The sequence below is a fragment of the Gracilibacillus boraciitolerans JCM 21714 genome, from assembly GCF_000521485.1.
Classification (GTDB): domain Bacteria; phylum Bacillota; class Bacilli; order Bacillales; family Amphibacillaceae; genus Gracilibacillus; species Gracilibacillus boraciitolerans.
Window position 1 is genome coordinate 25,134 of record NZ_BAVS01000015.1, and the last position, 25,336, is coordinate 50,469.

Annotated in this window: 39 protein-coding genes and 5 pseudogenes; all 44 read right to left on the reverse strand. The window is 38.3% G+C overall.

What is annotated here, in order from left to right:
- Nucleotides 1–58 precede the first annotated feature (58 nt).
- The 44 genes and pseudogenes from radC to rpsL all read right to left on the reverse strand — a co-directional run bounded on the left by radC (nucleotide 59) and on the right by rpsL (nucleotide 25,332).
- Nucleotides 59–502: a RadC family protein gene (gene radC / locus JCM21714_RS10415; RefSeq protein WP_084040699.1), complete on the reverse strand. Its 444-nt coding sequence runs from the start codon at nucleotides 500–502 to the stop codon at nucleotides 59–61.
- 378 nt (nucleotides 503–880) lie between these two features.
- A complete protein-coding gene (locus tag JCM21714_RS10420; RefSeq protein ID WP_035724072.1) occupies nucleotides 881–1,195 on the reverse strand; it encodes a type II toxin-antitoxin system RelE/ParE family toxin in 315 nt (104 codons plus the stop codon).
- On the reverse strand, nucleotides 1,182–1,451 hold the full coding sequence (locus tag JCM21714_RS10425; RefSeq protein ID WP_035724075.1) for a type II toxin-antitoxin system Phd/YefM family antitoxin: 270 nt from the start codon (nucleotides 1,449–1,451) through the stop codon (nucleotides 1,182–1,184). Before JCM21714_RS10425 ends, JCM21714_RS10420 begins: the two co-directional genes overlap by 14 nt.
- Nucleotides 1,452–1,799: 348 nt before the next feature.
- Nucleotides 1,800–2,192, reverse strand: coding sequence for a 30S ribosomal protein S9 (gene rpsI / locus JCM21714_RS10430; protein ID WP_035724077.1), 393 nt, complete (start codon nucleotides 2,190–2,192; stop codon nucleotides 1,800–1,802).
- Nucleotides 2,193–2,212: 20 nt separating this feature from the next.
- Entirely contained in the window at nucleotides 2,213–2,650 is a 438-nt protein-coding gene (gene rplM, locus JCM21714_RS10435) for a 50S ribosomal protein L13 (protein WP_035724079.1), read from the reverse strand.
- Between the two features lie 232 nt (nucleotides 2,651–2,882).
- Nucleotides 2,883–3,639 (reverse strand): annotated as a pseudogene (gene truA, locus JCM21714_RS10440) (tRNA pseudouridine(38-40) synthase TruA).
- A gap of 11 nt (nucleotides 3,640–3,650) precedes the next feature.
- A pseudogene (locus JCM21714_RS10445) lies at nucleotides 3,651–4,452 on the reverse strand (energy-coupling factor transporter transmembrane component T family protein).
- Nucleotides 4,449–4,766, reverse strand: coding sequence for an energy-coupling factor ABC transporter ATP-binding protein (locus JCM21714_RS24080; RefSeq protein ID WP_369403549.1), 318 nt, complete (start codon nucleotides 4,764–4,766; stop codon nucleotides 4,449–4,451). Before JCM21714_RS24080 ends, JCM21714_RS10445 begins: the two are co-directional and overlap by 4 nt.
- A 23-nt stretch (nucleotides 4,767–4,789) precedes the next feature.
- A complete protein-coding gene (locus JCM21714_RS24085; RefSeq protein WP_369403550.1) occupies nucleotides 4,790–5,320 on the reverse strand; it encodes an ATP-binding cassette domain-containing protein in 531 nt (176 codons plus the stop codon).
- Nucleotides 5,296–6,078: an energy-coupling factor transporter ATPase gene (locus JCM21714_RS10455; protein ID WP_369403551.1), complete on the reverse strand. Its 783-nt coding sequence runs from the start codon at nucleotides 6,076–6,078 to the stop codon at nucleotides 5,296–5,298. The genes JCM21714_RS24085 and JCM21714_RS10455 overlap by 25 nt, the downstream gene beginning before the upstream one ends.
- A 313-nt stretch (nucleotides 6,079–6,391) precedes the next feature.
- A complete protein-coding gene (gene rplQ / locus JCM21714_RS10460; RefSeq protein ID WP_035724082.1) occupies nucleotides 6,392–6,745 on the reverse strand; it encodes a 50S ribosomal protein L17 in 354 nt (117 codons plus the stop codon).
- A 43-nt stretch (nucleotides 6,746–6,788) separates the two neighbouring features.
- Nucleotides 6,789–7,733 carry a DNA-directed RNA polymerase subunit alpha gene (locus JCM21714_RS10465; RefSeq protein WP_035724083.1) on the reverse strand — a complete coding sequence of 315 codons (945 nt, stop codon included), beginning with the start codon at nucleotides 7,731–7,733 and terminating at the stop codon, nucleotides 6,789–6,791.
- Nucleotides 7,734–7,936: 203 nt separating this feature from the next.
- Nucleotides 7,937–8,326, reverse strand: a complete 390-nt coding sequence (gene rpsK, locus JCM21714_RS10470; protein WP_035724085.1) for a 30S ribosomal protein S11 — start codon at nucleotides 8,324–8,326, stop codon at nucleotides 7,937–7,939.
- Nucleotides 8,327–8,349: 23 nt separating this feature from the next.
- Nucleotides 8,350–8,715 carry a 30S ribosomal protein S13 gene (rpsM, locus tag JCM21714_RS10475; protein ID WP_035724088.1) on the reverse strand — a complete coding sequence of 122 codons (366 nt, stop codon included), beginning with the start codon at nucleotides 8,713–8,715 and terminating at the stop codon, nucleotides 8,350–8,352.
- Between the two features lie 17 nt (nucleotides 8,716–8,732).
- A complete protein-coding gene (gene rpmJ / locus JCM21714_RS10480) occupies nucleotides 8,733–8,846 on the reverse strand; it encodes a 50S ribosomal protein L36 (protein ID WP_003156543.1) in 114 nt (37 codons plus the stop codon).
- A 30-nt stretch (nucleotides 8,847–8,876) separates the two neighbouring features.
- Nucleotides 8,877–9,095 carry a translation initiation factor IF-1 gene (infA, locus tag JCM21714_RS10485; protein WP_035724091.1) on the reverse strand — a complete coding sequence of 73 codons (219 nt, stop codon included), beginning with the start codon at nucleotides 9,093–9,095 and terminating at the stop codon, nucleotides 8,877–8,879.
- Nucleotides 9,073–9,408: a KOW domain-containing RNA-binding protein gene (locus tag JCM21714_RS10490; protein WP_035724094.1), complete on the reverse strand. Its 336-nt coding sequence runs from the start codon at nucleotides 9,406–9,408 to the stop codon at nucleotides 9,073–9,075. Before JCM21714_RS10490 ends, infA begins: the two co-directional genes overlap by 23 nt.
- Before the next feature lie 86 nt (nucleotides 9,409–9,494).
- Nucleotides 9,495–10,148: an adenylate kinase gene (locus JCM21714_RS10495; protein WP_035724097.1), complete on the reverse strand. Its 654-nt coding sequence runs from the start codon at nucleotides 10,146–10,148 to the stop codon at nucleotides 9,495–9,497.
- Between the two features lie 45 nt (nucleotides 10,149–10,193).
- Nucleotides 10,194–11,488 (reverse strand): annotated as a pseudogene (gene secY / locus JCM21714_RS10500) (preprotein translocase subunit SecY).
- Nucleotides 11,488–11,925, reverse strand: a complete 438-nt coding sequence (gene rplO / locus JCM21714_RS10505) for a 50S ribosomal protein L15 (RefSeq protein WP_035724100.1) — start codon at nucleotides 11,923–11,925, stop codon at nucleotides 11,488–11,490. The pseudogene secY and the gene rplO overlap by 1 nt, the downstream one beginning before the upstream one ends.
- A 28-nt stretch (nucleotides 11,926–11,953) precedes the next feature.
- Nucleotides 11,954–12,136 (reverse strand): 50S ribosomal protein L30, encoded by a 183-nt coding sequence (gene rpmD / locus JCM21714_RS10510; protein ID WP_035724103.1) that lies wholly within the window; start codon nucleotides 12,134–12,136, stop codon nucleotides 11,954–11,956.
- A 13-nt stretch (nucleotides 12,137–12,149) separates the two neighbouring features.
- A pseudogene (gene rpsE / locus JCM21714_RS10515) lies at nucleotides 12,150–12,654 on the reverse strand (30S ribosomal protein S5).
- Between the two features lie 21 nt (nucleotides 12,655–12,675).
- Nucleotides 12,676–13,038, reverse strand: a complete 363-nt coding sequence (gene rplR, locus JCM21714_RS10520) for a 50S ribosomal protein L18 (RefSeq protein WP_035724107.1) — start codon at nucleotides 13,036–13,038, stop codon at nucleotides 12,676–12,678.
- A gap of 33 nt (nucleotides 13,039–13,071) precedes the next feature.
- Entirely contained in the window at nucleotides 13,072–13,608 is a 537-nt protein-coding gene (rplF, locus tag JCM21714_RS10525; protein WP_035724109.1) for a 50S ribosomal protein L6, read from the reverse strand.
- Nucleotides 13,609–13,638: 30 nt separating this feature from the next.
- Nucleotides 13,639–14,037 (reverse strand): 30S ribosomal protein S8, encoded by a 399-nt coding sequence (rpsH, locus tag JCM21714_RS10530; RefSeq protein ID WP_035724111.1) that lies wholly within the window; start codon nucleotides 14,035–14,037, stop codon nucleotides 13,639–13,641.
- 29 nt (nucleotides 14,038–14,066) lie between these two features.
- The gene (gene rpsN, locus JCM21714_RS10535) at nucleotides 14,067–14,252 is read right to left on the reverse strand and encodes a 30S ribosomal protein S14 (protein ID WP_035724114.1); all 186 of its coding nucleotides are present in this window, start codon (nucleotides 14,250–14,252) and stop codon (nucleotides 14,067–14,069) included.
- Nucleotides 14,253–14,281: 29 nt separating this feature from the next.
- On the reverse strand, nucleotides 14,282–14,821 hold the full coding sequence (rplE, locus tag JCM21714_RS10540; protein ID WP_035724116.1) for a 50S ribosomal protein L5: 540 nt from the start codon (nucleotides 14,819–14,821) through the stop codon (nucleotides 14,282–14,284).
- 27 nt (nucleotides 14,822–14,848) lie between these two features.
- Nucleotides 14,849–15,160 (reverse strand): 50S ribosomal protein L24, encoded by a 312-nt coding sequence (gene rplX / locus JCM21714_RS10545; protein WP_035724118.1) that lies wholly within the window; start codon nucleotides 15,158–15,160, stop codon nucleotides 14,849–14,851.
- Nucleotides 15,161–15,198: 38 nt separating this feature from the next.
- Entirely contained in the window at nucleotides 15,199–15,567 is a 369-nt protein-coding gene (gene rplN / locus JCM21714_RS10550) for a 50S ribosomal protein L14 (protein ID WP_035724120.1), read from the reverse strand.
- A 41-nt stretch (nucleotides 15,568–15,608) separates the two neighbouring features.
- Nucleotides 15,609–15,872 (reverse strand): 30S ribosomal protein S17, encoded by a 264-nt coding sequence (gene rpsQ, locus JCM21714_RS10555; RefSeq protein ID WP_035724122.1) that lies wholly within the window; start codon nucleotides 15,870–15,872, stop codon nucleotides 15,609–15,611.
- 19 nt (nucleotides 15,873–15,891) lie between these two features.
- Nucleotides 15,892–16,095, reverse strand: a complete 204-nt coding sequence (gene rpmC, locus JCM21714_RS10560) for a 50S ribosomal protein L29 (RefSeq protein WP_035724125.1) — start codon at nucleotides 16,093–16,095, stop codon at nucleotides 15,892–15,894.
- Nucleotides 16,085–16,519, reverse strand: a complete 435-nt coding sequence (gene rplP, locus JCM21714_RS10565) for a 50S ribosomal protein L16 (RefSeq protein ID WP_035724127.1) — start codon at nucleotides 16,517–16,519, stop codon at nucleotides 16,085–16,087. The genes rpmC and rplP overlap by 11 nt, the downstream gene beginning before the upstream one ends.
- Nucleotides 16,520–16,536: 17 nt before the next feature.
- Complete coding sequence (gene rpsC / locus JCM21714_RS10570; RefSeq protein ID WP_035724130.1) at nucleotides 16,537–17,178, reverse strand: 30S ribosomal protein S3; 642 nt, start codon at nucleotides 17,176–17,178, stop codon at nucleotides 16,537–16,539.
- A 3-nt stretch (nucleotides 17,179–17,181) separates the two neighbouring features.
- Nucleotides 17,182–17,523, reverse strand: coding sequence for a 50S ribosomal protein L22 (gene rplV, locus JCM21714_RS10575; RefSeq protein WP_035724131.1), 342 nt, complete (start codon nucleotides 17,521–17,523; stop codon nucleotides 17,182–17,184).
- A gap of 19 nt (nucleotides 17,524–17,542) precedes the next feature.
- Entirely contained in the window at nucleotides 17,543–17,821 is a 279-nt protein-coding gene (gene rpsS / locus JCM21714_RS10580; RefSeq protein WP_035724134.1) for a 30S ribosomal protein S19, read from the reverse strand.
- A 60-nt stretch (nucleotides 17,822–17,881) separates the two neighbouring features.
- Nucleotides 17,882–18,715, reverse strand: a complete 834-nt coding sequence (gene rplB / locus JCM21714_RS10585) for a 50S ribosomal protein L2 (RefSeq protein WP_035724136.1) — start codon at nucleotides 18,713–18,715, stop codon at nucleotides 17,882–17,884.
- A 25-nt stretch (nucleotides 18,716–18,740) separates the two neighbouring features.
- Entirely contained in the window at nucleotides 18,741–19,031 is a 291-nt protein-coding gene (gene rplW / locus JCM21714_RS10590; RefSeq protein WP_035724138.1) for a 50S ribosomal protein L23, read from the reverse strand.
- On the reverse strand, nucleotides 19,015–19,653 hold the full coding sequence (rplD, locus tag JCM21714_RS10595; RefSeq protein WP_035724140.1) for a 50S ribosomal protein L4: 639 nt from the start codon (nucleotides 19,651–19,653) through the stop codon (nucleotides 19,015–19,017). Before rplD ends, rplW begins: the two co-directional genes overlap by 17 nt.
- Before the next feature lie 25 nt (nucleotides 19,654–19,678).
- Complete coding sequence (gene rplC, locus JCM21714_RS10600) at nucleotides 19,679–20,308, reverse strand: 50S ribosomal protein L3 (protein WP_035724142.1); 630 nt, start codon at nucleotides 20,306–20,308, stop codon at nucleotides 19,679–19,681.
- A gap of 31 nt (nucleotides 20,309–20,339) precedes the next feature.
- Entirely contained in the window at nucleotides 20,340–20,648 is a 309-nt protein-coding gene (gene rpsJ / locus JCM21714_RS10605) for a 30S ribosomal protein S10 (RefSeq protein WP_035724144.1), read from the reverse strand.
- Between the two features lie 324 nt (nucleotides 20,649–20,972).
- Entirely contained in the window at nucleotides 20,973–22,163 is a 1,191-nt protein-coding gene (tuf, locus tag JCM21714_RS10610) for an elongation factor Tu (RefSeq protein WP_035724147.1), read from the reverse strand.
- A 119-nt stretch (nucleotides 22,164–22,282) separates the two neighbouring features.
- Nucleotides 22,283–24,361 (reverse strand): annotated as a pseudogene (gene fusA, locus JCM21714_RS10615) (elongation factor G).
- Nucleotides 24,362–24,402: 41 nt separating this feature from the next.
- A complete protein-coding gene (gene rpsG, locus JCM21714_RS10620; RefSeq protein WP_035724150.1) occupies nucleotides 24,403–24,876 on the reverse strand; it encodes a 30S ribosomal protein S7 in 474 nt (157 codons plus the stop codon).
- 39 nt (nucleotides 24,877–24,915) lie between these two features.
- The gene (gene rpsL / locus JCM21714_RS10625) at nucleotides 24,916–25,332 is read right to left on the reverse strand and encodes a 30S ribosomal protein S12 (protein ID WP_035724158.1); all 417 of its coding nucleotides are present in this window, start codon (nucleotides 25,330–25,332) and stop codon (nucleotides 24,916–24,918) included.
- Nucleotides 25,333–25,336: the final 4 nt, after the last annotated feature.

Here is a 25,336-nt window from a genome sequence, read left to right on the forward strand (position 1 = left end):
ATCATATAAAGTATTTGTTCATATATCTTGAAGAAAAAAGGGAATTGTTTCTCCCTTTTTAAATATAGCCTCTTTCTTTCAGGCTAGTAAAACTGTTATCACTATTTACTACTAAGTGATCAAGTACTTCGATGCCTAATAGCTTTCCAGCTTCGACTAATCTCTTTGTAACGTTTATATCTTCCATCGATGGTGTTATGTCACCACTTGGATGCTGATGTGCGACGATGAGACTTGCTGCATTATTAAGTATTGTAGATTTAAACACCTCGCGAGGATGTACAATCGAGGAATTCAACGAACCAACATGACAACGATGAACTGCGATAACATTATTTTTCGTATTTAAACACATAACAAAAAATACTTCACGATCATCTCGACCAATAAAGCGAGATGCTACCTTTGCTCCATCTTCTGGGCTCCGAATAATGTAACTAACTCCTTCTTCTGCCTCTCGAATAATTTGTTCAATGCGAACTACTTCTAAAATGGTTTCCATCTAGATCAACCTCTCTATTATTTTTTTGACCTTTTTGGTCACCATAGAGAGAATCTTCGCATCGATTAATGTCAAGTGGCGTTAGTAGCAAAGCTATCGAGTGATTCGTATATGTTTTGGGGGGGAAGCCCAATGAATTAGGGTGCGTTAAAAGCACTCATTGCTTTCTTACGCACCTTATCCTACTTGGCTGACTCATAACATCTGAAGAACGAAGACCTTTACATAATGCGACACAGTATAAATGCATTCACTTCCATGTAAAAGTGACTTTCAACAATAGAATAAGTTGAAGTCACTTTTTACATATTTCTCTATGAATAATCAATATACATATTGCTGATGTATTTTTTTCCTAGACTTATACAATTATATCAATTACCTTTTGTTTCTTAATATCTGAATATAATCCCTTGCTCCATGCAATATTCTATAAATATATACGGTGTTTTCAATAACTCGATAAAAGGCAATATAAGGTTCAGAAATAACCATCCTAAATTCGAAGTGTTTTAGTCTTTCTTCCATTACCCTTAAACCAGCATATGGAAATTTTTCAAGATACTTTAAAGAGGTCATCACACGATCCAACACTTCATTCGCAGCTTCAGGATTATCCAATAAAATATAAGTAAAAATATCATCAAGATCTTCATCAGCTGCTGGAAGTAGTTCTACATTAAAGCTTGTCATCAATTCTCTCCTTGATTCTTTGATAAGCAGAATCAAGTGGTGTCGCTTTATCACCTCTTAATCGCTGTTCTTCGGCTACTAATAGTTTTTCTTTTAAATCTATGATTGCTTCCCTTTTTTCAAATGCATCAATACTCATGAGAACGAGATCACCTTCTCCATTCCTAGTAATATAAACCGGTTTCTCTTTCTCATGTGCCATTTTAGAAATGGTATTATAATCATTTCTTAACGAGGTAGATGACTTTATAATCAACGGCAAGACCTCCAATCATTTATTATACCATTATAATATCATAATTCTCATATTATATGCACCTGTGAGTTAACAGGGACAATGTTATGTATCGTGAATTTATCCAATTTAATAAAATGTTTCATCATTTTTATTTGCTCAAGATATTGATATTGCAAATGTATCAAAACGACTCGGTCATATCAATATCCAGACCACACAGAACTATTATCTAGAGCTAATGCCAGAAAAAAAGCACCAGCAAGATGCCGATGCTTTAAATCTATTAAGTGCTTGTAATATTTATCATTGACTTGAACCAACTTGCACCAAAAAACCTTTGCAAACGTTGGTATATTAACAAACCTATTAACGTTTTGAGAACTGTGGTGCACGACGAGCTTTTTTAAGACCGTATTTCTTACGTTCTACAGCACGCGCATCACGAGTTAAGAATCCAGCACTCTTAAGTGTAGCGCGGTATTCTGGATTAGCTTCCAATAATGCACGAGCAACACCGTGACGAATTGCTCCAGCTTGGCCAGCATATCCTCCACCTTTAACGTTTACTAATACATCATAAGTACCTTCTGTTTCTGTACCTACTAATGGTTGCTTAATGATCGTACGAAGTGTTTCAGATGGGAAATAATCTTCCGCATCACGTTTATTTACAACGATACGTCCAGTTCCTGGAACTAAACGTACACGAGCAGTTGAAGTTTTACGGCGTCCGGTACCGTAATATTGTACTTGTGCCACTATTCATTACCTCCTTTTAATTATCCACGAAGTTCATAAACTGTTGGTTGTTGTGCTTGATGTTTATGATCAGATCCACGATAAACGTGTAATTTTTTACCCATTTGACGTCCTAATTTACCTTTAGGCAGCATTCCTTTAATGGTTAGTTCTAACATTTTCTCAGGATATTTTTCGCGCATTTCACCAGCTGTACGTGCTCTTAAACCACCTGGGTGGTTAGAGTGATGATAATACATCTTATCGCTAAGTTTTTTACCTGTTAGTTCGATTTTTTCCGCGTTTATGATGACTACGTAATCACCAGTATCAACATGCGGTGTATATGTTGGTTTATGCTTTCCGCGAAGGATGGTAGCAATTTCACTTGCTAAACGACCTAACGTTTGACCTTCCGCGTCGACAACAAACCATTTGCGTTCAATATTATTTTCATTTGCCATGAAAGTTGTGCGCATGATCAGTTACCTCCTAAATCAATCTTTCCATAATGATATTTTGTCTAACTCCGAGCGCCCAAAAACTAAAGTTTTTGAACGGGCGCCTACGTTTTTCTATGTCCGAATTTATATTCTAACACGAGTAACTTTCCGGGGCTATTCGTGGTTTAGAAAATAAAATGCCATAGATCATGTTATAACATTCTACACGATTTGTCAATAGATAGCACGCAAGGATTCGTTGTTTTTGTCAACTTTTTTCCTCATAAAAGACTTTCCATAAGTACAACCCCCCCTGTGCCGGTGCTGTATTTCCTGCCTTGGAACGGTCTTTAACATGTATAATTTCTGCTATTTCTTCTGGCTTCCTTGTTCCCAACCCCCCCACCTCTAACAAAGTACCAACTATGATCCGTACCATATTATATAAAAAGCCAGTTCCGCGAACTCGGATAATGATTTTCTCATCCTGTTGTATGACAGCAATATCTGTGATGGTGCGCACCTTTTCTCCCCCTTACGGTACTGTTTGAACCACAAAAGGATGTAAAGTCATGTGTTCCGAGAAAACAGCTGCTGGCTTTTTTCATGGCGTCAAGGTTAAGTTGCTCTTTAATAAAATAACTATAATGCCGTTGAAAGATATCCTTTTTTTCAGTATGTAACAGAATATAACGATATTCTTTATTTTTGACATCGAATCTCGCATGAAAATGATCTGCTACTCTTGTTATATGCAATACTTCTATATCCTCTGGCAGCATAGTATTTAACGCCTTTTTCCAATTCTCTACAGGTATTTCTAAATTAGTATCAAAATGAATCACTTGTCCAACCGCATGAACACCTTGATCTGTTCTTCCAGAGGCTATTACTCTAACTGGCTGACCTTTATGCATTTTTGTTAATACATTTTCTAACTTACCTTGCACGGTTCGGGCATTTGGTTGTATTTGATAACCGGCAAAATTTGTCCCATCGTAACTTATTGTAGCTTTTAATCTCATTACTTTGCTCCTTAATTTCTTAAGCTAAAAAAGATGATAATGATTACCAGATAAAAAAGGAATGCCTGATAATCTACAGATGTGAATCGTAACACTCTCAGTTTTGTTCTTCCCTCACTACCCCTATATCCTCTTGCTTCCATTGCCATCGCTAAATCCTCCGCACGTTTGAATGCACTAATAAATAAAGGAACCAACAAGGGTACAATGGCATACATTCTATCTTTCATCGAACCGGTGCGGAAGTCAACACCCCCGTGATGCCTGTGCCTTGGAAATCTTCTCCGTCTCCTCTAAAAGCGTTGGAATAAAGCGCAGGGAAATCGACATCATTAATGCTAACTCGTGAACCGGTACTTTGATTTTTTTTAATGGGGGGGCAAATAATTCTTCAATTGCATCTGTTATTTCCATTGGAGATGTTGTTAAGGTTAACAGCGACGTTACTAACACTAACAGAAAAAAACGAAATGCAATCGATAATCCTTGAATCACACCACCTTGATAAATGACAAAACTGCCAATTTCCCATAAGACCGGTCCGTCTCTCGTAATAAAAAGATGAAGAATAAAAGTGAAAACAATTAGAAACCATACAGGAGTAATCCCTCTAATAATATAAGGTATTGATATTCTTGACAATAGTACAAGCATTACAGCAAAGAGTGTTAGCCATCCATAACTCTGCACATTATTAGCAAAAAAAACAATAATAACAAAACTGAAAATTGCAATCATCTTTGTGCGAGGATCAAGACGGTGTAAAAGCGATGTACCTGGTACAAATTGCCCTATAATCATTAAAGACTTCATTTCTGCCTTTTCTCCCTAATCTGCTCTGCAATTTGCTTTGCTAACTCTTTAGCGGACTGACGTTGATAACGAATTGTTCCATAAAATTTTTGATTGAATGTGTTAATTAATGTAAGTATTTCAGGTACCTCAAGATTTACTCCTTTTAATTGTTCTGCATTAGAAAAAACATCTTCAGGTGTTCCATCCATATACACCTTACCGTTTGCTAAGACAATAATACGGTCCGCATACTTTAATGCCTGATCCATCTGATGGGTCACTAATATGGTTGTCATTCGTTTAGATAGATGCAAGTGATAAAACATCTCCATGATTTCCTTTTGCCCTTTTGGGTCTAATCCAGCAGTGGCTCATCTAAAATCAATACTTCTGGTTCCATCGCGAGTACGCCAGCAATAGCCACTCTTCGCATTTGTCCTCCACTTAATTCAAATGGTGACTTCTCGAGAAGTGACTCCGATATTCCTACTTTTTCGATTGAAGTTAGAACTCGTGATGTTATTTCCTGGTTAGGAACATGAAAATTATGTGGTCCAAAACTGATATCCCGTTCCACTGTTTCTTCAAATAGCTGATGCTCTGGATACTGAAATACGATACCTACTTTTCCCCTTAGTTTCTTCAGATCCTGCCGTTTATTATCCTTTGATAAGAGATAGTCACCCACCATCACGGCACCTTCTGTTGGAAGTAATAATCCATTGATATGCTGGAGTAACGTTGACTTACCAGAGCCAGTATGACCTACAATAGCAATAAGTTCCCCCCCGGTAGAAACAGTGAAATTAATATCATGAAGGGCTTGATATGCATAAGGAGTATGGGGTTGATAGGTATAGTTTACATGTCTAAATTGGATGTCCATAATTCGCGGATAAACTCCTCATCATTTAATGGATATAGCGAAAATTGAAAGCCATACTGCTCAAGCTCCTTTGCCAGTTCTACAGTAAACGGCAAGGTCAACCCGATTGCTTCCAGCTCTTCAGGATGCGAAAATAGATTTTTTTTTGTGGTATCCATAAACAGCTGTCCTTCGTTCATTACCAAAATACGATCGGCCAGATAAATCTCACTTAAATCATGTGTAATCATTAGCATCGTGAAATTTACCTGTTTTCTTAATTGACTAATTATTGATAAAATTTCTTTACGTCCTTTGGGATCTAACATCGAGGTTGCTTCATCAAGTAGTAATATTTCCGGTTTCATTGCCATAACACTGGCGATAGCTACACGTTGTTTTTGACCTCCAGACAGATTGTGTGGTTCATACTCTAGATATCCTTCCAAACCAACACTTTTTAAACTATTAGTAATACGCTCTAACATTTCCAAACGGGGAACACCACGATTTTCTAAGCCAAAGGCAACATCATCTCTCACAGTAATTCCCACAAACTGATTTTCCGGATTTTGAAAAACCATCCCAATATTTCGACGAATTTCCCAAACATTCGTAAGATTTATCTCCTGGCTATCAATTAATACTTCACCATGCTGGGGGGGTAAAAGAAGTCCGTTAGCCAACTTTGCAATTGTTGATTTACCTGAACCATTATGGCCTAGTACCGCAATGATTTCACCTTCCTCTATCACCATATTAAAATTTGCAAAACCCATGGGGACTCTTTATTGTACCGAAAACAAACGTTTCGAAACTCAATCGCTGGCATTATGGTTACTCCCTTATATCCTTTATTTCCCGGGTAATATTCTTATATATATTATAACATAATGTAAACTTTCATCAGTAGATTTCTTGATTGCAATTATTGCCGCAGTTAACTTAAGCTCTATCATATTTTGACAATACAGTACATAAGCTGCGTATACATAAAACTTTATTTAAATTAGTATAAAAACAAAAAAGGGCCTGGATGCACCTCATGATGAGAACTGCTCCTGCCCCCCCTTGCTTTTTGCTGATGTTAGATTATACTAACTCAATAATTGCCATTTCGGCACCATCGCCACGACGTGGTCCTAATTTAAGCACTCGTGTATATCCACCTTGGCGTTCTTCATAACGGCCAGCAATGTCATTGAATAACTTTTGTACCGCTACTTCGTCTTCATTTGCTTCAGTGTTGTATAAAAACGCTGCTGCCTGACGACGTGCGTGAATATCTCCACGTTTACCAAGTGTAATCATTTTCTCTACCACTGAACGCAATTCTTTTGCTTTCGCTTCAGTTGTTTCTAAACGTTCATGTATAATAAGATCAGTAGCTAAGCCACGTAGTAATGCCTTGCGTTGATCTGTTGTACGTCCTAGTTTTCTAACCATGGAATAAACCTCCTTCGTTCAAAATCTCGTAAAGGTGTTACAATTAATCTTCGTTTCGTAGTCCAAGTCCTAAATCTTCTAACTTGTGTTTCACTTCTTCAAGTGATTTTCGACCTAAATTTCGGACTTTCATCATATCATCTTCTGATTTATGAGCTAATTCCTGAACCGTATTAATACCTGCTCTTTTTAGGCAGTTATATGAACGGACAGACAAATCAAGTTCTTCAATCGTCATTTCTAACACTTTTTCTTTCTGATCTTCTTCCTTTTCGATCATGATTTCTGCATTTTTCGCTTCATCTGTTAATCCAACGAAAATATTAATATGCTCAGTGAAGATTTTAGCACCTAAAGATACTGCTTCTTCTGGGCGTATACTTCCGTCTGTTTGAATATCAAAAGTAAGTTTATCATAGTTGGCATCTTCACCAACACGGGTATTTTCTACTTGATAAGTTACTTTAGATACTGGAGTAAAGATAGAATCGACCGGAATAACACCAATTGGGCGATCATCATGGTTATTAACATCAGCTGGACGATATCCTCGACCACTTTGCGCTGATATTTTCATTTTCAGATGACCATTACTACTTACAGTAGCTATATGAAGATCCGGATTCAATATTTCGACGTCACTATCAAAAATAATATCTGCAGCAGTAACTTTACCTTCTCCTTGCACATCAACTTCTAGTGTCTTTTCTTCATCGGAATAAATTTTAAGAGCTAAATCTTTTAAGTTTATGATGATAGTTGTAACATCTTCTACAACTCCATCTACTGTAGAGAATTCATGCAACGCTCCATCAATTTGAACAGATGTGACAGCAGCGCCAGGGAGTGAAGATAATAAAATACGTCGCAAGGAGTTACCAAGTGTAGTTCCATATCCACGTTCTAGTGGTTCTACTACGAATTTACCATAAGTAGCATCCTCACTGATTTCAACTGTTTCTATTTTTGGTTTTTCAATTTCGATCATCTATTAAACCCTCCTCTAAAACGTCGAAACCCCGGTTAGACTATAGTCTAACCGAAATTCCCCAGGTAGGCAGTTCCCGTTTCTGCTCTATGCAATTGTAATCCTTTGTCTGTCAAATCCTATGGAATATGCCATAATTCGAAAAAAACTTTATTATGCTATCATAAACCATTATAGACAGATAAACAAATAATATACTGTAATTATACTCGACGACGTTTTGGTGGGCGACAACCATTGTGAGGAACTGGTGTTACATCACGAATGGCAGTTACTTCTAATCCAACTGCCTGTAATGAACGGATAGCCGCTTCACGACCTGCACCAGGACCTTTTACTGTTACATCAATAGTTTTGACACCATGATCTTGAGCGGCTTTTCCTGCTGCTTCTGCAGCCATTTGTGCTGCAAAAGGAGTAGATTTACGAGAACCTTTAAAGCCTAGCGCTCCTGCACTACTCCAGCTAAGTGCATTACCTTGTACATCTGTAATCGTAACAATCGTATTATTGAATGTAGAACGGATATGCGCGATACCCGTATCTATATTCTTTTTCACTCTACGTTTACGTGTATTTGATTTACGAGCCATATGTTAGCAAACCTCCTTTATTATTATTTCTTTTTGTTAGCCATTGTTTTTCTTGGACCTTTACGAGTACGAGAGTTGTTTTTCGTATTTTGTCCTCGTACTGGTAAACCACGACGATGTCGAATACCACGATAGGTTCCAATTTCAATTAGACGTTTAATATTAAGGGATACTTCACGACGAAGATCACCTTCAACAGTGACACTATCCAATTTTTGACGAATTTGAGATAATTCTTCTTCTGTTAAATCACGAACACGAGTGTTTTCGTCCACTCCTGCTTCTTCTAATACCTTCTTAGCAGTTGTTTTACCAATACCATAAATATAGGTTAAAGCAATCACTACACGTTTATCACGCGGAATATCTACTCCAGAAATACGTGCCATAGACTGATTCCACCTCCTTATCCTTGTTTTTGTTTATGCTTAGGGTTTTCGCAAATTACCATTACTTTCCCTTTACGACGAATAACCTTACATTTTTCACAAATTGGTTTTACAGATGGTCTTACCTTCATCTTCCATACCTCCTCTAGTATCGGAGCATTTTATTTATAACGGTACGTAATACGACCTCTTGTTAAATCATATGGAGAAAGCTCAACCGTTACTTTATCTCCAGGCAGAATACGAATAAAGTGCATTCTGATTTTACCTGAAACATGTGCAAGTACGGTATGACCATTCTCTAGTTCTACTTTAAACTGTGCATTAGGTAAAGTATCTGTTACTGTACCTTCTACTTCAATTGCATCGTCTTTCGTCATCGAGTTGATCTCCCTTCTTCAAATCTGTCACACATTCTTCGACAAATTTATTAATAGCATAACGCAACTTTCCATTGGTTACGCGGCCTGTTTCGAGAAGGCTTCTTTGAACTTCAGGAGACACAAAACGTGTGAACGTAATATGATGGATATTCTTTTTCTTTGGTCGATCATATTTACGTTTTTCTCCATCCGCCAACAACACAAAACGACTGTCTACTTTTCTAATTACAATTGCAAACTGACCTGCTTCGCGTCCCTGTAGGATTTGAACAACCTGACCTAATTCCGGATAACTCTCCGTATCGCTCAACCATCATCACCTTCACTTAGGTTTTACGTTATACTTTATCTTAAAGTTGTTGTTAGTATCATTATACCAACTTTAACGATAATCATTTAAGAAATCGTCTTTAATTTTTCGTCAATATCGTTAAATACTTCATTTATTCCTTGTGAACCATCAATCGTAACTAGCTCACCCTTGTCAGTGTAGAAGTCCAACATTGGTTGTGTTTGCTCAATATTAACTTCTAAGCGATTTTCTACTGTACTAGGATGATCGTCCTCACGTTGAATGAGTGCTTCCCCCCCATCTTTATCACATATTCCCTCTACTTTTGGAGGATTGAATAATACGTGATAAGCAGTTCCACATTTAGGACAAATGCGGCGTCCTGTAAGACGTTCCACTAATTGGTCTTTTTCCACTTCAACATGTATAACATAATCAAGTGAACGATTCATGCCAGACAATAATGCATCAAGTGCTTCAGCCTGTGCTAACGTACGTGGAAAGCCATCTAGCAGGAAGCCTTTTTTACAGTCGTCTTTATTTAATCGCTCTTCTACAATGCCAATCGTTACTTCATCCGGAACAAGAGCACCCTCATCCATAAAGCCCTTTGCCTTCTGTCCAAGCTCTGTTCCCTCTTTTATAGCCAATCGAAACATATCTCCAGTTGAAATATGAGGAATGTCATATTTTTCTACAATTTTTTCAGCCTGTGTACCTTTACCAGCACCAGGAAGTCCCATAAGGATTAGATTCAACGATTTTCCCCCTCGCTCTCTTTCTAGTCCGATGTAATAAAGGCTCTATTTAATAAAGCCTTTATAATTTCGTTTTACTAGCTGTCCTTCTAATTGTTTCATCGTTTGTAATGCAACACCAACAACTATTAGTAAACCAGTTCCACCAATTTGTACTGATTGAGCAAGCCAGCTAAATCACCTAAAATTAAAGGTAATACAGCCACCGTCGCCAAGAAAATAGATCCAACAAAAGTTAGTCGATACATAACACGAGTTAAATATGTCTCCGTAGTTTTTCCCGGGCGAATACCAGGAATATAGCCACCCTGTTTCTTTAAATTATCTGCCATTTGTTCCGGATTTACTTGAACAAATGTATAGAAATACGTAAATGCGATGATTAGTACAACGTAGATAATCATACCAGTTACGTTTGTATAATCAAAAATCCGGGAGATTGTCATCGCGATTTCATTGTTTTCAAAGAAACCTGCTATTGTACGTGGTGCAATGATAAATGATATCGCAAAAATGACTGGTATTACTCCTGCAGCATTTACTTTTAACGGTAAATGTGTAGAATGTCCACCTACTGGTGATCGATTTACTAAACGCTTCGCATATTGTACAGGAATTTTACGTAATGCTTGCTGAATAAAGATAACACCAACGGTTACTGCTATAACAAGCAATACGATCAATAGTACAATAATGATATTCAGGAAGAGCTCATCTCCTGCACCAGATCCGAAATATTGTGCATAAATTTGATTAACACCATTCGGAATGGCTGCAACGATACCCGCAAATATTAGGATAGAGATACCATTACCCACACCGTTTGCAGTAATTTGTTCTCCTAACCACATAAGAAATGCAGTACCACTTGTTAACACAAGGGCAATAACTAAGAATTTTCCAACACCAGGATCACTAATTAATAGACCACCGGACATTTGATTAAATCCTATAGACATCGCGCAAGCTTGTATAAACGCCAATCCGATTGTTGCATAACGCGTAACCTGTGCTAATTTTTTACGTCCCATTTCTCCTTGCTTTTTCCACTCAGAGAATTTTTGAACAACATCCATTTGCAATAATTGCATAATGATGGATGCAGTGATGTAAGGCATAATCCCCATTGCAAAGATGGAGAAGTTTTGCAATGCTCCACCACCAAATGTATTTAGTAAACCAAATACATTCTGTTCATTCATAAAATCTATAGCACTGCGATCTGTAAATGGAACTGGAATGAATGTTCCAATTCGAAATACAATTAACATAAGAAGTGTAAATACTATCTTTTGTCTAATATCTGCCACACGCACAAAATTGGAGATTGTATGGAACATTAAATCACCTCAGTTTGACCGCCCGCTGCTTCAATTGCTTCTTTAGCTGAAGCAGAAAACTTATGAGCTTTTACGGTTAATTTCTTTTCTAATTTTCCATTTCCAAGAATCTTAACGCCAGACTTTACCTTACTTATGGTACCTGTCTCAAGTAAAAACTCAGGTGTCACTTCAGTACCCTCATCAAAGTTGTTTAATGTTTCTACGTTTACAACAGCGAAATCCTTACGGTTAATATTAGTAAAACCACGTTTAGGTAAGCGTTGGAATAAAGGCATTTGTCCACCTTCAAAACCTAAACGAACACCTCCACCTGAACGTGAATTTTGTCCATTATGACCTCGTCCGGAAGTTTTACCATTTCCTGATGACATACCGCGACCTACTCGATTACGGTCTTTCTTCGCTTGTGATGGTTTTAATTCATGAAGTTTCATGCGAGCACCTCCTTCTAAAACTAATTTTTTATACTTCTTTCACGTCTATTAAATGTGATACTTTATTAATCATGCCTCGCACGACAGGAGTATCTTCACGGACTACTGATTGATGAATCTTTCTAAGACCAAGTGTTTGAACAGTAGCTTTTTGAACTTCTGATCTACCGATGACACTGCGCTTGAGGGTGATTTCTATCTTGTTAGACATCTGTTTTCCCTCCTTATCCTAACAATTCTTCTACAGACTTGCCACGAAGTTTTTGCTACTTCCTCTGCACGTTTTAATTCTCGTAATCCATTAATAGTGGCACGAACCATATTAATTGGTGTATTAGATCCTAACGATTTAGACAAGATATCACCTACACCAGAAAGTTCTAATACAGCACGTACAGGTCCACCAGCAATAATTCCAGTACCTTCAACAGCAGGTTTCATTAAGATGTTTCCAGCTCCGAATTTACCATTAATTTCATGAGGAATTGTCGTACCTACAATTGGTACATTAACTAAGTTTTTCTTAGCATCATCAATTGCTTTTTTTATCGCTTCTGGTACTTCTTGTGCTTTACCAGTACCGAATCCTACATGACCATTTTTATCTCCCACTACAACCAGCGCAGCAAAACGAAAACGGCGTCCACCTTTTACAACCTTTGCAACACGGTTGATTGTTACAACACGTTCTTCTAAATCCAATTTGTTTGTGTCGATGTTAGTACGCAACATATGTCCCTCCTTTAATAATTAAAATTCAAGACCTGCCTCGCGGGCAGCATCTGCTAGAGATTTAACTCGACCATGATATAAATATCCACCACGATCAAAAACAACACTTTTGATGCCTTTGTCGACCGCGCGTTTAGCAATTAATTCGCCAACTTGTTTTGCGGCTTCGACATTTCCAGTTGCTTCTAAGTTTAATTCTTTATCTACAGTAGATGCACTTGCTAATGTCACGTTGTTCACGTCATCGATTAGTTGTGCATAAATGTGTTTATTTGAACGAAATACATTAAGACGTGGTCGTTGCTCCGTTCCAAACAAATCTTTACGGATACGCAAATGTCTTTTTTGACGTACATTATTTTTATTAGGCTTTGTGATCATCTAGGTCACTCCTTTCTGCTTCCTTACCTAAACTTACTTAGCAGTCTTACCTTCTTTTCGACGTACATATTCGCCTTGATAACGGATCCCTTTACCTTTATATGGCTCAGGTGGACGAATTGCTCGGATATTGGCTGCTACAGCACCAACTAATTCTTTGTCGATACCTTTTATGATAACTTTTGTATTGGCTGGAACTTCAATTTCGATTCCTTCAATTGATTCAATTTCTACAGGGTGAGAATACCCAGCATTGACAACTAGTTTGTTACCTTGTTTTTGAGCACGGTACCCAACACCTTGAATTTCAAGAGTCTTTTCAAAGCCATTGTGAACACCTTCAACCATGTTCCCAATAATGCTTCGAGTCGTGCCGTGTAATGCTTTATGTTGTTTACTGTCACTAGGACGTGCAACAGTAAGAATGTTATCATCAAGGTTTATTTTCATCTCACTGTTAAATGAACGACTTAATTCACCTTTAGGACCTTTTACTGTTACATTACTTCCATCAATTTTCACTTCCACACCTTGTGGAATTTCTAATATTTTTAAGCCTATACGAGACATGTACATGCACCTCCTGTCTTCTTGAGATTCTTACCAAATATATGCTAGCACTTCGCCACCGATTGCTTGTGAGCGTGCTTCTTTATCAGATAGTACACCTTTTGAAGTAGAAACGATCGCAACACCAAGACCATTTAATACCTTAGGTAGTTCGTCGGCTTTTGCATAAACACGTAATCCAGGTTTGCTAATTTTCTTCAAACCAGTTATAACACGTTCATCGTTTGAACCATACTTCAAAAAGATACGAAGGATTCCTTGTTTGTCATCCTCTACATATTCATAGTCGCGAATAAATCCTTCACGTTTTAATATATCTGCGATTTCCTTTTTAAGATTCGACGCTGGGAACTCCAACTTTTCATGGCGTACCATGTTAGCGTTACGAATACGAGTAAGCATATCTGCAATTGGATCTGTCATTGTCATTCTTTTTACCTCCTTCCCTAGTCGGGGATTTACCAGCTTGCTTTTTTAACACCAGGAATTTGACCTTTGTATGCAAGTTCTCGGAAACAAATTCTGCAAAGTCTAAATTTACGTATTACAGAATGTGGACGTCCACAACGTTCACAGCGTGTATATTCTTGCACTTTAAATTTTGCTGGGCGTTGTTGTTTAGCGATCATTGATTTTTTAGCCACTCTTTTCCCTCCTTATACGAGCTTTTCGCTTATTTTTGGAAAGGCATGCCAAGTTGAGTTAATAATTCAGATGCTTCTTCATCTGAATTAGCAGTTGTTACAATAACAACGTCCATTCCTCTAACTTTATTTATTTGATCATAATTAATTTCCGGAAAGATTAATTGTTCTTTTACACCTAGTGTGTAATTTCCACGACCATCAAAAGCTTTCTTTGAAATCCCACGGAAGTCACGTACACGTGGTAGTGAAACATCAATTAGTTTTTGAAGGAAATCGTACATACGCTCACCGCGCAATGTAACTTTCGCACCGATTGGCATTCCTTCACGTAGGCGAAAGCCTGCGATTGATTTCTTTGCTTTAGTTATTAAAGGTTTTTGACCAGTGATTAGTGACAGTTCCTCTACTGCAGCATCTAATGCTTTAGTGTTTTGTACAGCATCACCAACACCCATATTAATAACAATTTTATCTACTTTTGGTACTTCCATTATTGAATCATAATTAAATTTATCAACTAGAGAAGTAACAATTTCACTATTATATTTTTCTTTTAAAGTGTTCATCACGTATACCTCCTTTCATCGCCAGCACTATTTATCTATAGTTTCACCAGATTTTTTAGCGATACGAACTTTCTTACCGTCACGTACTTCATATCCAACACGAGTTGGTTCGCCAGATTTAGGATCAACTGGCAATACATTAGAAACATGAATCGTTGCTTCTTGATTCAAGATACCACCTTGTGGATTATCCTGAGATGGTTTTGCGTGTTTCTTTACAATGTTAACACCTTCAACAAGAACACGATCTTTCTTTGGAAATGCAGCTAATACTTCTCCCTGCTTTCCTTTATCTTTACCTGAAATAACTTGTACTTTATCACCTTTTTTAATATGCATGCTATCCGCACCTCCTTACACGATTTTGCGTAACGTGCTTATAATACTTCTGGAGCTAGAGATACGATTTTCATGAATTTCGCATCACGTAATTCACGTGCAACTGGTCCAAAGATACGAGTACCTCTTGGGCTTTGGTCGTCACGAATAATTACAGCTGCGTTCTCATCAAATCGAATATAAGAACCATCTTTACGTCTTACTCCACTTTTAGTACGTACAATTACTGCCTTAACTACTTCACCTTTTTTAACAACGCCTCCTGGTGTTGCCTGTTTCACAGAACATACAATTACATCACCAATGTTCGCTGTCTTGCGACCAGAACCACCTAAGACTTTAATCGTCAGTACCTCACGAGCACCAGAGTTATCTGCTACTTTCAAACGAGATTCTTGTGAGATCATATGTGCACCCTCCCTTCGGAACTTATCCGAGCGAACTTAAATTAAATAATTACTGCTTCCTCTACAATCTCTACTAAACGAAAACGTTTTGTTTTGGATTGTGGTTTAGTTTCCATGATACGAACAACATCACCGATTTTAGCTTGATTGTTTTCATCATGTGTTCTGAATTTCTTGGAGTATCTAACGCGCTTGCCATATAAACTATGAAATTTATATGTTTCAACTAAAACAGTTATTGTCTTATCCATTTTGTCAGATACGACACGTCCAGTATAAACTTTACGATTATTACGCTCACTCATCTGAGGCTAACCTCCTTTATTATCCGTTATTTACGCTTAGCTCTCGTTCGCGAACAACAGTCTTCATACGTGCAATTGATTTACGCACTTCACGTAAACGTGCTGTGTTTTCCAATTGGCCAGTAGCTAGTTGGAAACGCAAATTGAAAAGCTCTTCTTTTAATGATTTGATTTTTTGTTCAATTTCGGCAGTGGTTAGTTCTCTTATTTCATTAGCCTTCATTGATTTCACCACCAATTTCTTCTCGTTTTACGAATTTCGTTTTAATAGGTAATTTATGAGATGCAAGACGAAGTGCTTCACGTGCTACTTCTTCTGACACACCCGCGATTTCAAACATTATTTTACCTGGTTTAACTACTGCTACCCATCCTTCAGGAGCACCTTTACCCGAACCCATACGAACTTCAAGAGGCTTTGCAGTATAAGGTTTATGTGGGAAAATTTTAATCCAAACTTTACCACCACGCTTCATATAACGAGTCATCGCTATACGAGCAGCTTCAATTTGACGGCTGGTAATCCAAGAAGCATCTACTGCTTGCAAACCATAATCACCAAAAGTAATTTCTGTACCGCCTTTTGCTTTACCTTTCATATTACCACGATGTTGCTTACGATGTTTTACACGTTTTGGCATTAACATAATGCATGCCCCCTTCCTTATTTATTGTTCTTGGTTGGAAGGACTTCTCCACGATAAATCCATACTTTAACACCTAGTTTACCGTAAGTTGTGTCTGCTTCTGCAGTTCCGTAATCGATATCTGCACGCAAAGTATGAAGTGGAACAGTTCCTTCGCTGTAACTTTCAGATCTTGCCATATCTGCACCGCCAAGACGACCAGATACTTGGGTACGAATACCTTTTGCTCCAACACGCATTGCACGTTGTAGTGTTTGCTTTTGTGCACGACGAAATGATACTCGGTTCTCTAATTGACGTGCTATGTTCTCTGCTACTAGTTTGGCATCTAAGTCAGGTTTTTTAATTTCTACGATGTTGATGTGTACTCTTTTAGCTGTTAGCTGATTAAGTGATTTACGTAGTGCTTCTACTTCAGAACCACCTTTACCAATTACCATACCTGGTTTAGCTGTAGAGATTGAAATATTAACACGATTAGCTGCTCTTTCGATTTCGATTTTAGAAACAGCACCATCTTTTAGACGTTCTTCAATATATTCACGAATTTTAATATCTTCATGTAAAAGGTCCGCATAGTCTTTACCTGCATACCACTTTGATTCCCAATCACGGATAATTCCGACACGAAGACCAGTTGGATTTACTTTTTGACCCACAGATTATCCCTCCTTTTTCTCAGATACAACCACTGTAATGTGGCTAGTTCGTTTGTTAATTTGTGTTGCACGACCTTGTGCACGCGGGCGGAAACGTTTCATTGTAGCGCCTTCGTTTACAAATGCTTCTGATACTACTAAATTATCTGGGTTCATTTCATAGTTATGTTCTGCATTTGCGATTGCAGAGTTTATCAATTTTTCTACAACTGGTGATGCACCACGTTGTGTATGTTTTAAAATCGCAATTGCTTCTCCTACTTCTTTGCCACGGATAAGATCTATCACCAGGCGGACTTTACGAGGAGCAATGCGAATTGAATTAGCAACAGCTTTTGCTTGCATTAGGAGTACCTCCTCTCAATTAACGTTTTGTTTTCTTATCGTCTCCAGCATGCCCTCTATATGTGCGAGTTGGAGCGAATTCGCCTAATTTATGTCCAACCATATCCTCTGTTACGAATACAGGCACATGTTTACGACCGTCATAAACTGCAATCGTATGACCGATAAAGCTTGGGAAGATAGTAGAACGACGAGACCACGTCTTAATTACCGTCTTTTTATCTTCTTCATTTAATTTGTCAACCTTTTTCAATAAATGATCATCTGCGAAAGGTCCTTTTTTTAAGCTACGACCCATGGTTAAGCCTCCCTTCGCGATTGACAGACGGGTTTATAATCCCGTCTTTCAACCCCCCCGTTATTTTTTACGTTTACGTACAATAAATTTATCTGATTGTTTATTACGTTGACGCGTTTTGTAACCAAGTGTTGGTTTACCCCCCCAAGGTGACATTGGTGATTTACGTCCGATAGGAGCACGTCCTTCACCACCACCGTGTGGGTGATCGTTAGGGTTCATAACAGAACCACGAACTGTTGGGCGTTTGCCTTTCCAACGAGAACGTCCAGCTTTACCTATGTTAATTAATTCGTGTTCTAGATTACCTACTTGACCAATCGTTGCGCGACAGGTTCCTAATACCAATCGTACTTCACCTGAAGACAAGCGTACTAATACGTATTTATCTTCACGGCCTAAGATCTGAGCTTGAGAGCCGGCTGATCTTGCTAACTGAGCACCTCGACCAGGTTTTAGCTCAATATTATGAATGATTGTACCTACTGGTATATCACTAAGAGGTAAAGCATTACCTAGTTTGATGTCTGCATCAGAACCAGATGTAATTTCCTGTCCTACTTGGATGCCTTTAGGTGCAATAATATAACGTTTCTCACCATCTGCATAATGAATTAATGCGATGTTAGCTGTGCGGTTTGGATCGTATTCTATCGTAGCAACGCGTCCTGGTATTCCATCTTTATCGCGTTTAAAATCAATAATACGATATTTACGTTTATGTCCACCGCCTTGATGACGAACGGTTAATCTTCCTTGGTTATTACGACCACCACGTTTACTTAATGGTGCTAGCAGAGTTTTTTCTGGGCGATCTGTAGTGATTTCAGCAAAATCAGAACCAGTCATGCCTCTGCGACCATTTGAAGTCGGTTTATATTTTTTAATTGCCATCTGTTGTCCCTCCCTCTTTTATAAATTATAGTGTTTCAAAGAAATCAAGCTCTTTGCTGTCTTCAGACAACTGAACGATAGCTTTTTTGCGATTTGATCTAAATCCACCGTATCGTCCCATACGCTTGAATTTACCTTTTTTGTTCATCGTATTTACATTAACCACGCTCACGCCGAAGATTTCTTCCACTGCATGTTTAATTTGTGATTTATTTGCATCTTTACTTACTTCAAAAGTATATTTTTTCTCTGCCATTAAGTCTGAAGAGTGTTCTGTAATGACCGGGCGCTTAATAATATCACGTACATCTGTCATTATGCAAGCACCTCCCTGCTTTTTCTGCTGCATCTTTAGTTAAGATCAGCTTGTCATGCGTAAGCAAGTCTAATACATTTACTTCGCTTACTGTTAATACTTTAACGTTTTTAAGATTATTTGCAGATTTAACTAATACTTCATCTTTATCAGCGGTAACGATTAACGCTTTTGCATCAACGTTTAATGAAGAAAGCATTGAAATTACTTCTTTTGTTTTCGGAGCATCAAATGCAATTCCTTCTAATATTACCAAGCTGTCTTCTTTTACTTTGGAAGATAACGCAGATTTAAGTGCTAATCTACGTACTTTCTTAGGTAATTTATAACTGTAACTTCTTGGTGTAGGACCGAAAACAGTTCCGCCTCCTACCCATTGTGGAGAACGAATGGAACCTTGACGAGCGCGACCCGTACCTTTTTGGCGCCATGGTTTACGTCCACCACCACGTACATCAGAACGGTTTTTGACAGCATGTGTCCCTTGACGTAAAGATGCACGTTGCATCAACACCGCATCATGTAATACATGTTCATTCGGTTCGATTCCGAATACTGCATCGTTGATTTCTATATCACCAACTTGTGATCCACTTTGATTAAATAGTGCTACTTTAGGCATGACATATCCTCCCTTCAATTAATAATTAGTTAGCCTTAACTGCACTCGTGATTTTAACAAATGATTTTTTTGAACCTGGAACATTACCTTTAATTAATAGTATGTTTCGATCCGGATCTACCTTTACAACTTCTAAGTTTTGGATTGTAATTTGCTTGCCACCCATTTGTCCAGGTAATTTTTTACCTTTTAAAACGTGCATTGGATCAATAGGACCCATGGAACCTGGTCTTCTATGGTAACGTGACCCGTGTGTCATTGGTCCACGTGATTGATTGTGACGCTTGATTGAACCTTGGAATCCTTTACCTTTAGAAATACCTGTTACATCAATTACATCTCCAGCTTGGAAAACCTCTACGTTTATCTCTTGACCTAAATCATATTCATCAAGATTTACGTCACGGATTTCACGAATGAAGCGCTTAGGAGTAGTATTTGCTTTCTCAGCATGTCCTTGTTCCGGTTTGTTTGTGCGGTTTTTCTTTTCGTCAGCAAATCCGATTTGAATTGCTTCGTAACCATCATTTTCTTTTGTACGCTTCTGCAGCACAACGTTTGGTTCAGCTTCTACTACTGTTACTGGAATTAATTCTCCGTCTTCAGAGAATAGCTGTGTCATGCCGACTTTGCGACCTAAGATTCCTTTCGTCATCCGTTACACCTCCTAGAATGTTCACTTTATATTATAATTTAATTTCAATATCTACACCTGACGGTAGATCTAATCGCATTAATGCATCAACCGTTTTTGGTGTTGGACTTACGATGTCAATTAGACGTTTATGTGTACGCATTTCAAATTGCTCGCGAGAGTCTTTATATTTGTGTACCGCGCGCAAGACAGTGTAAATCGTTTTTTCCGTTGGTAACGGAATCGGACCAGACACTCCTGCACCAGATCTTTTTGCAGTATCCACAATTTTATCTGCAGACTGATCTAAAATACGGTGATCGTACGCCTTTAAACGAATTCTAATTTTTTCTTTTGCCATTACTTTCCCTCCTTTTAGCCCATTTAGATAATAGACTTTCTCCGCGAAAATTTCTTGACTTACCCGCCATGGCAAAGGGGCCGGGTGTGCCAACAACCTTCCGCATCATCGCCTGTTTTATGACCAACATTTTTTATTATATAGAAAATTACCAGAGAATGCAACATTTTATGCATATTTTTTAATTTTTTTCTCTAACTAACTTCTTAAAAACCCTCCGCATTTGATACAAACTGCGAACAAGTTACAATTTTGAATGGGTGATAAGAGTAAAGCAAAAGAGCAGATAGCTGATTGCTATCTGCTCTTTATAATGATCAGTGATTATTCAATAATATTTGCTACAACGCCAGCTCCAACTGTACGTCCACCTTCACGAATTGAGAATTTAGTTCCTTCTTCAACTGCGATCGGTGAAATTAAGTTTACTGTCATTGTGATATTATCGCCAGGCATTACCATTTCCACGCCTTCTGGTAACTCGATAACACCAGTTACGTCAGTTGTACGGAAATAAAATTGTGGACGATAGTTTGAGAAGAATGGAGTATGACGTCCACCTTCGTCTTTTGAAAGTACATATACTTCGCCACTAAATTTTGTATGTGGTTTAATTGTACCAGGCTTTGCTAATACTTGACCACGGTTAATATCTTCACGTGCAATACCACGAAGAAGTGCGCCAATGTTATCACCAGCTTCTGCATAATCAAGAAGCTTACGGAACATTTCCACTCCTGTTACAGTAGTTTTAGCAGCTTCTTCAGCAAGACCGATAACTTCTACTTCATCGCCAACTTTTACAACACCACGTTCAACACGTCCTGTTGCAACTGTACCACGACCAGTGATTGAGAATACATCCTCAATTGGCATCATGAAAGGTTTTTCAGTATCACGGTCTGGACGAGGGATATACTCATCAACAGCATCCATAAGTTCTAGAATATTATTAACATATTCTTCTTCACCTTCAAGTGCTTTAAGTGCAGAACCTTTGATTACTGGTACATCATCACCAGGGAAGTCATAATCAGTTAATAAATCACGAACTTCCATTTCAACTAGTTCTAGAAGTTCTTCATCATCAACCATATCTGTTTTGTTTAGGAATACTACGATCGCAGGTACACCTACTTGACGAGAAAGCAAGATGTGTTCGCGAGTTTGTGGCATTGGGCCATCTGCTGCAGATACAACAAGAATAGCTCCGTCCATTTGTGCGGCACCAGTGATCATATTTTTCACATAGTCAGCGTGTCCCGGACAGTCAACGTGTGCATAGTGACGAGTGTCAGTTTCGTATTCAACGTGTGCTGTGGAAATAGTAATTCCACGTTCTTTTTCTTCTGGAGCACCATCGATTTGATCGTATGCACGTGCTTCCCCACTACCATTTTTATTGAAAAGTACGTTAGTGATTGCTGCTGTTAAAGTTGTTTTACCATGGTCAACGTGTCCAATTGTTCCAATGTTAACATGGTCTTTGGAACGGTCAAATTTTGCTTTAGCCATGTATATTTCCTCCTTTAGATAAGTAAAAAATTAGTTTTTATTATCATGTACTTTGGCTTAAGTAATACTTATCTTAAGCCTATAATACACGTTATACTTTAGATTGTGAAAAAAATCAATTATTGACCAGCATTTTTCTTAACAATTTCTTCAGAAATGCTTTTTGGTACTTCTTCATAGTGATCGAAGTGCATGGTATATGTTCCGCGACCCTGTGTATTAGAACGAAGTGATGTGGCATAACCAAACATCTCAGCTAATGGTACAAAGGCTTTTACGACCTGTGCATTACCGCGAGCTTCCATTCCTTCTACACGTCCGCGACGTGAAGTGACATCACCCATAATATCTCCCATGTATTCTTCTGGAATAACTACTTCAACTTTCATCATTGGTTCAAGTAGTACTGGGTTACATTTATTTTTAGCTGCTTTAAGCGCCATTGATGCTGCTACTTTAAACGCAGTTTCATTGGAGTCGACATCGTGATAGCTACCATCATATAATGTAGCTTTTATATCAATTAGTGGATAACCAGCTACTACACCGTTTTGCATTGCTTCTTTAATACCTGCTTCAACAGGCGCAATGTATTCACGTGGTACGGAGCCACCAACGACTTTATTCACGAATTCATAACCTGCTCCTTCTTCGTTTGGTTCAAATTTAACCCAAACATGACCATATTGTCCACGACCACCAGATTGACGAACAAATTTACCTTCTACTTCTGCAGAGCCACGGAATGTTTCACGGTATGATACTTGTGGAGCACCTACATTTGCTTCTACTTTGAATTCACGTCTTAAACGATCGACAATGATGTCCAAGTGTAGTTCACCCATACCTGATATAATCGTTTGACCTGTCTCTTGGTCTGTCTCAGTTCTGAATGTTGGATCTTCCTCAGCTAATTTACCCAATGCAATACCCATCTTATCCTGATCAGCTTTTGATTTAGGTTCAATTGCAACTGATATAACAGGTTCAGGAAATTCCATTGATTCTAGAATAACTAAATTCTTCTCATCACAAAGCGTATCACCTGTTCCTGTGTCTTTTAAACCAACAGCACCTGCAATATCGCCTGCATATACTGCATCGATTTCCTCACGAGAGTTTGCGTGCATTTGCAGGATACGTCCTACGCGTTCACGTTTATCTTTCGTAGAGTTTTTCACATAGGATCCTGATTTTAATGTACCGGAGTACACACGGAAAAATGTTAGTTTACCAACAAATGGATCAGTTGCAACTTTAAATGCTAATGCAGAGAATGGTTCGTTATCATCTGCTTTACGAGTTACTTCTTCTTCTGTTTGTGGAACGTGCCTTCAATTGCCGGGATATCTATTGGTGATGGTAAATAACTAACTACACCATCTATTAATAATTGAACACCTTTGTTTTTGAAGGCTGACCCACAAAATACTGGATAGAACTCAACACTTAAAGTTGCTTTACGTACAGCTGCTTTTAGCTCATCATTAGAAATTTCTTCACCCTCTAAATAACGCTCCATTAGATCTTCATCTAATTCAGCTACAGCTTCTACTAATCTTGTACGGTATTCTTCAGCTTGTTCCTTGTAATCATCAGGAATCGGTTTAGATTCATCGCGTGTTCCTAGATCATCAAGATAGAAGTGTGCTTCCATTGTGATAAGGTCAATGATTCCTTCGAAGTCATCTTCAGCACCAATAGGAAGTTGTACAGGATGCGCATTTGCACCCAAACGATCCCCCTAAAGTACCAACTGAATATAAGAAGTCTGCACCGATTTTATCCATTTTATTTACAAACACAATACGTGGTACCCCATACGTTGTAGCTTGGCGCCATACTGTTTCAGTTTGAGGCTCAACACCAGATTGTGCATCTAGTAATGCAACCGCACCATCAAGTACTCGTAGAGATCGTTCAACTTCTACTGTGAAGTCTACGTGTCCAGGTGTATCAATGATGTTAATGCGGTGACCTTTCCACTGAGCAGTTGTTGCTGCTGATGTGATCGTAATTCCACGTTCTTGTTCTTGCTCCATCCAGTCCATTTGAGAAGCACCTTCGTGTGTTTCTCCGATTTTATGGATACGTCCTGTATAAAATAAAATACGTTCTGTTGCTGTTGTTTTACCGGCATCAATGTGTGCCATAATGCCGATATTACGTGTTTTCTCCAAGGAGAACTCTCTAGGCATGAATCTTTCTCCTTCCTATAACGAATATAGTTGTTGGTTTATTACCAGCGATAGTGGGCAAACGCTTTGTTTGCTTCCGCCATTTTGTGCATATCTTCGCGTTTTTTCACTGATGCACCAGTGTTATTAGAAGCGTCCATAATTTCATTAGCTAAACGTTCTTCCATTGTTTTTTCCCCCCCGCGCAAACGCGAATAGTTGACGATGTAACGTAATCCTAATGCTTGACGACGTTCAGGTCTAACCTCAACTGGTACCTGGTAGTTTGAACCACCAACACGACGGGCGCGTACTTCAAGTACAGGCATTACATTCTTCATTGCTTGTTCAAATACTTCCATAGAATTTTGCCCGCTACGTTCTTGTACTAATTCAAAAGCACGATATAAAATCTTTTGTGCTTTTCCTCTTTTTCCATCAATCATAATCTGATTGATTAAACGTGTTACAAGTTTAGAGCTGTATAACGGATCTGGTAAGACATCACGTTTTTGTACTGGTCCTTTACGTGGCATATCTTTCCCTCCTTCCTGCTTAATAGTATTAAAAATCTTTTATTTTTTTGGTCTTTTTGCACCGTATTTTGAACGGCCTTGCATACGTCCTTCTACACCTGAAGTATCAAGTGCACCACGAACAATATGATAACGAACCCCCCCTGGTAAGTCTTTTACTCGACCACCACGAATTAATACAACACTGTGCTCTTGTAAATTGTGTCCAATTCCAGGGATATATGCTGTTACCTCGATTTGGTTAGATAAACGAACACGTGCATATTTACGAAGTGCAGAGTTTGGTTTCTTTGGAGTTAGTGTTCCCACACGAGTACACACACCACGTTTTTGTGGAGCTGATTGGTCTGTTGCTACATTTTTACGGCTGTTATACCCTTTATTTAAAGCTGGTGAGTCAGATTTTCTTGTCTTTGTTACACGACCTTTACGCACTAATTGATTAATAGTTGGCATCTAT

Coding starts and splice junctions, on each gene's coding strand:
- radC (WP_084040699.1), bottom strand. CDS start 502: ATGGAAACCATTTTAGAAGTAGTTCGCATTGAACAAATTATTCGAGAG.
- JCM21714_RS10420 (WP_035724072.1), bottom strand. CDS start 1,195: ATGACAAGCTTTAATGTAGAACTACTTCCAGCAGCTGATGAAGATCTT.
- rplM (WP_035724079.1), bottom strand. CDS start 2,650: ATGCGCACAACTTTCATGGCAAATGAAAATAATATTGAACGCAAATGG.
- JCM21714_RS24080 (WP_369403549.1), bottom strand. CDS start 4,766: ATGGAGATGTTTTATCACTTGCATCTATCTAAACGAATGACAACCATA.
- JCM21714_RS24085 (WP_369403550.1), bottom strand. CDS start 5,320: ATGGACATCCAATTTAGACATGTAAACTATACCTATCAACCCCATACT.
- JCM21714_RS10455 (WP_369403551.1), bottom strand. CDS start 6,078: ATGGGTTTTGCAAATTTTAATATGGTGATAGAGGAAGGTGAAATCATT.
- rplQ (WP_035724082.1), bottom strand. CDS start 6,745: ATGGTTAGAAAACTAGGACGTACAACAGATCAACGCAAGGCATTACTA.
- JCM21714_RS10465 (WP_035724083.1), bottom strand. CDS start 7,733: ATGATCGAAATTGAAAAACCAAAAATAGAAACAGTTGAAATCAGTGAG.
- rpsK (WP_035724085.1), bottom strand. CDS start 8,326: ATGGCTCGTAAATCAAATACACGTAAACGTAGAGTGAAAAAGAATATA.
- rpsM (WP_035724088.1), bottom strand. CDS start 8,715: ATGGCACGTATTTCTGGAGTAGATATTCCGCGTGATAAACGTGTAGTG.
- rpmJ (WP_003156543.1), bottom strand. CDS start 8,846: ATGAAGGTAAGACCATCTGTAAAACCAATTTGTGAAAAATGTAAGGTT.
- infA (WP_035724091.1), bottom strand. CDS start 9,095: ATGACGAAAGACGATGCAATTGAAGTAGAAGGTACAGTAACAGATACT.
- rplO (WP_035724100.1), bottom strand. CDS start 11,925: ATGAAACTTCATGAATTAAAACCATCACAAGCGAAGAAAGACCGTAAT.
- rpmD (WP_035724103.1), bottom strand. CDS start 12,136: ATGTCTAACAAGATAGAAATCACCCTCAAGCGCAGTGTCATCGGTAGA.
- rplR (WP_035724107.1), bottom strand. CDS start 13,038: ATGATCACAAAGCCTAATAAAAATAATGTACGTCAAAAAAGACATTTG.
- rplF (WP_035724109.1), bottom strand. CDS start 13,608: ATGTCTCGTATAGGCTTAAAAATATTAGAAATTCCACAAGGTGTGGAA.
- rpsH (WP_035724111.1), bottom strand. CDS start 14,037: ATGACAATGACAGATCCAATTGCAGATATGCTTACTCGTATTCGTAAC.
- rplE (WP_035724116.1), bottom strand. CDS start 14,821: ATGAACACTTTAAAAGAAAAATATAATAGTGAAATTGTTACTTCTCTA.
- rplX (WP_035724118.1), bottom strand. CDS start 15,160: ATGCATATTAAAAAAGGTGATAAAGTACAAGTTATTTCAGGTAAAGAT.
- rplN (WP_035724120.1), bottom strand. CDS start 15,567: ATGATCTCACAAGAATCTCGTTTGAAAGTAGCAGATAACTCTGGTGCT.
- rpsQ (WP_035724122.1), bottom strand. CDS start 15,872: ATGAGTGAGCGTAATAATCGTAAAGTTTATACTGGACGTGTCGTATCT.
- rpmC (WP_035724125.1), bottom strand. CDS start 16,095: ATGAAGGCTAATGAAATAAGAGAACTAACCACTGCCGAAATTGAACAA.
- rplP (WP_035724127.1), bottom strand. CDS start 16,519: ATGTTAATGCCAAAACGTGTAAAACATCGTAAGCAACATCGTGGTAAT.
- rplV (WP_035724131.1), bottom strand. CDS start 17,523: ATGCAAGCAAAAGCTGTTGCTAATTCAATTCGCATTGCTCCTCGTAAA.
- rpsS (WP_035724134.1), bottom strand. CDS start 17,821: ATGGGTCGTAGCTTAAAAAAAGGACCTTTCGCAGATGATCATTTATTG.
- rplB (WP_035724136.1), bottom strand. CDS start 18,715: ATGGCAATTAAAAAATATAAACCGACTTCAAATGGTCGCAGAGGCATG.
- rplW (WP_035724138.1), bottom strand. CDS start 19,031: ATGACAGATGTACGTGATATTATTAAGCGCCCGGTCATTACAGAACAC.
- rplD (WP_035724140.1), bottom strand. CDS start 19,653: ATGCCTAAAGTAGCACTATTTAATCAAAGTGGATCACAAGTTGGTGAT.
- rplC (WP_035724142.1), bottom strand. CDS start 20,308: ATGACGAAAGGAATCTTAGGTCGCAAAGTCGGCATGACACAGCTATTC.
- rpsJ (WP_035724144.1), bottom strand. CDS start 20,648: ATGGCAAAAGAAAAAATTAGAATTCGTTTAAAGGCGTACGATCACCGT.
- tuf (WP_035724147.1), bottom strand. CDS start 22,163: ATGGCTAAAGCAAAATTTGACCGTTCCAAAGACCATGTTAACATTGGA.
- rpsG (WP_035724150.1), bottom strand. CDS start 24,876: ATGCCACGTAAAGGACCAGTACAAAAACGTGATGTCTTACCAGATCCG.
- rpsL (WP_035724158.1), bottom strand. CDS start 25,332: ATGCCAACTATTAATCAATTAGTGCGTAAAGGTCGTGTAACAAAGACA.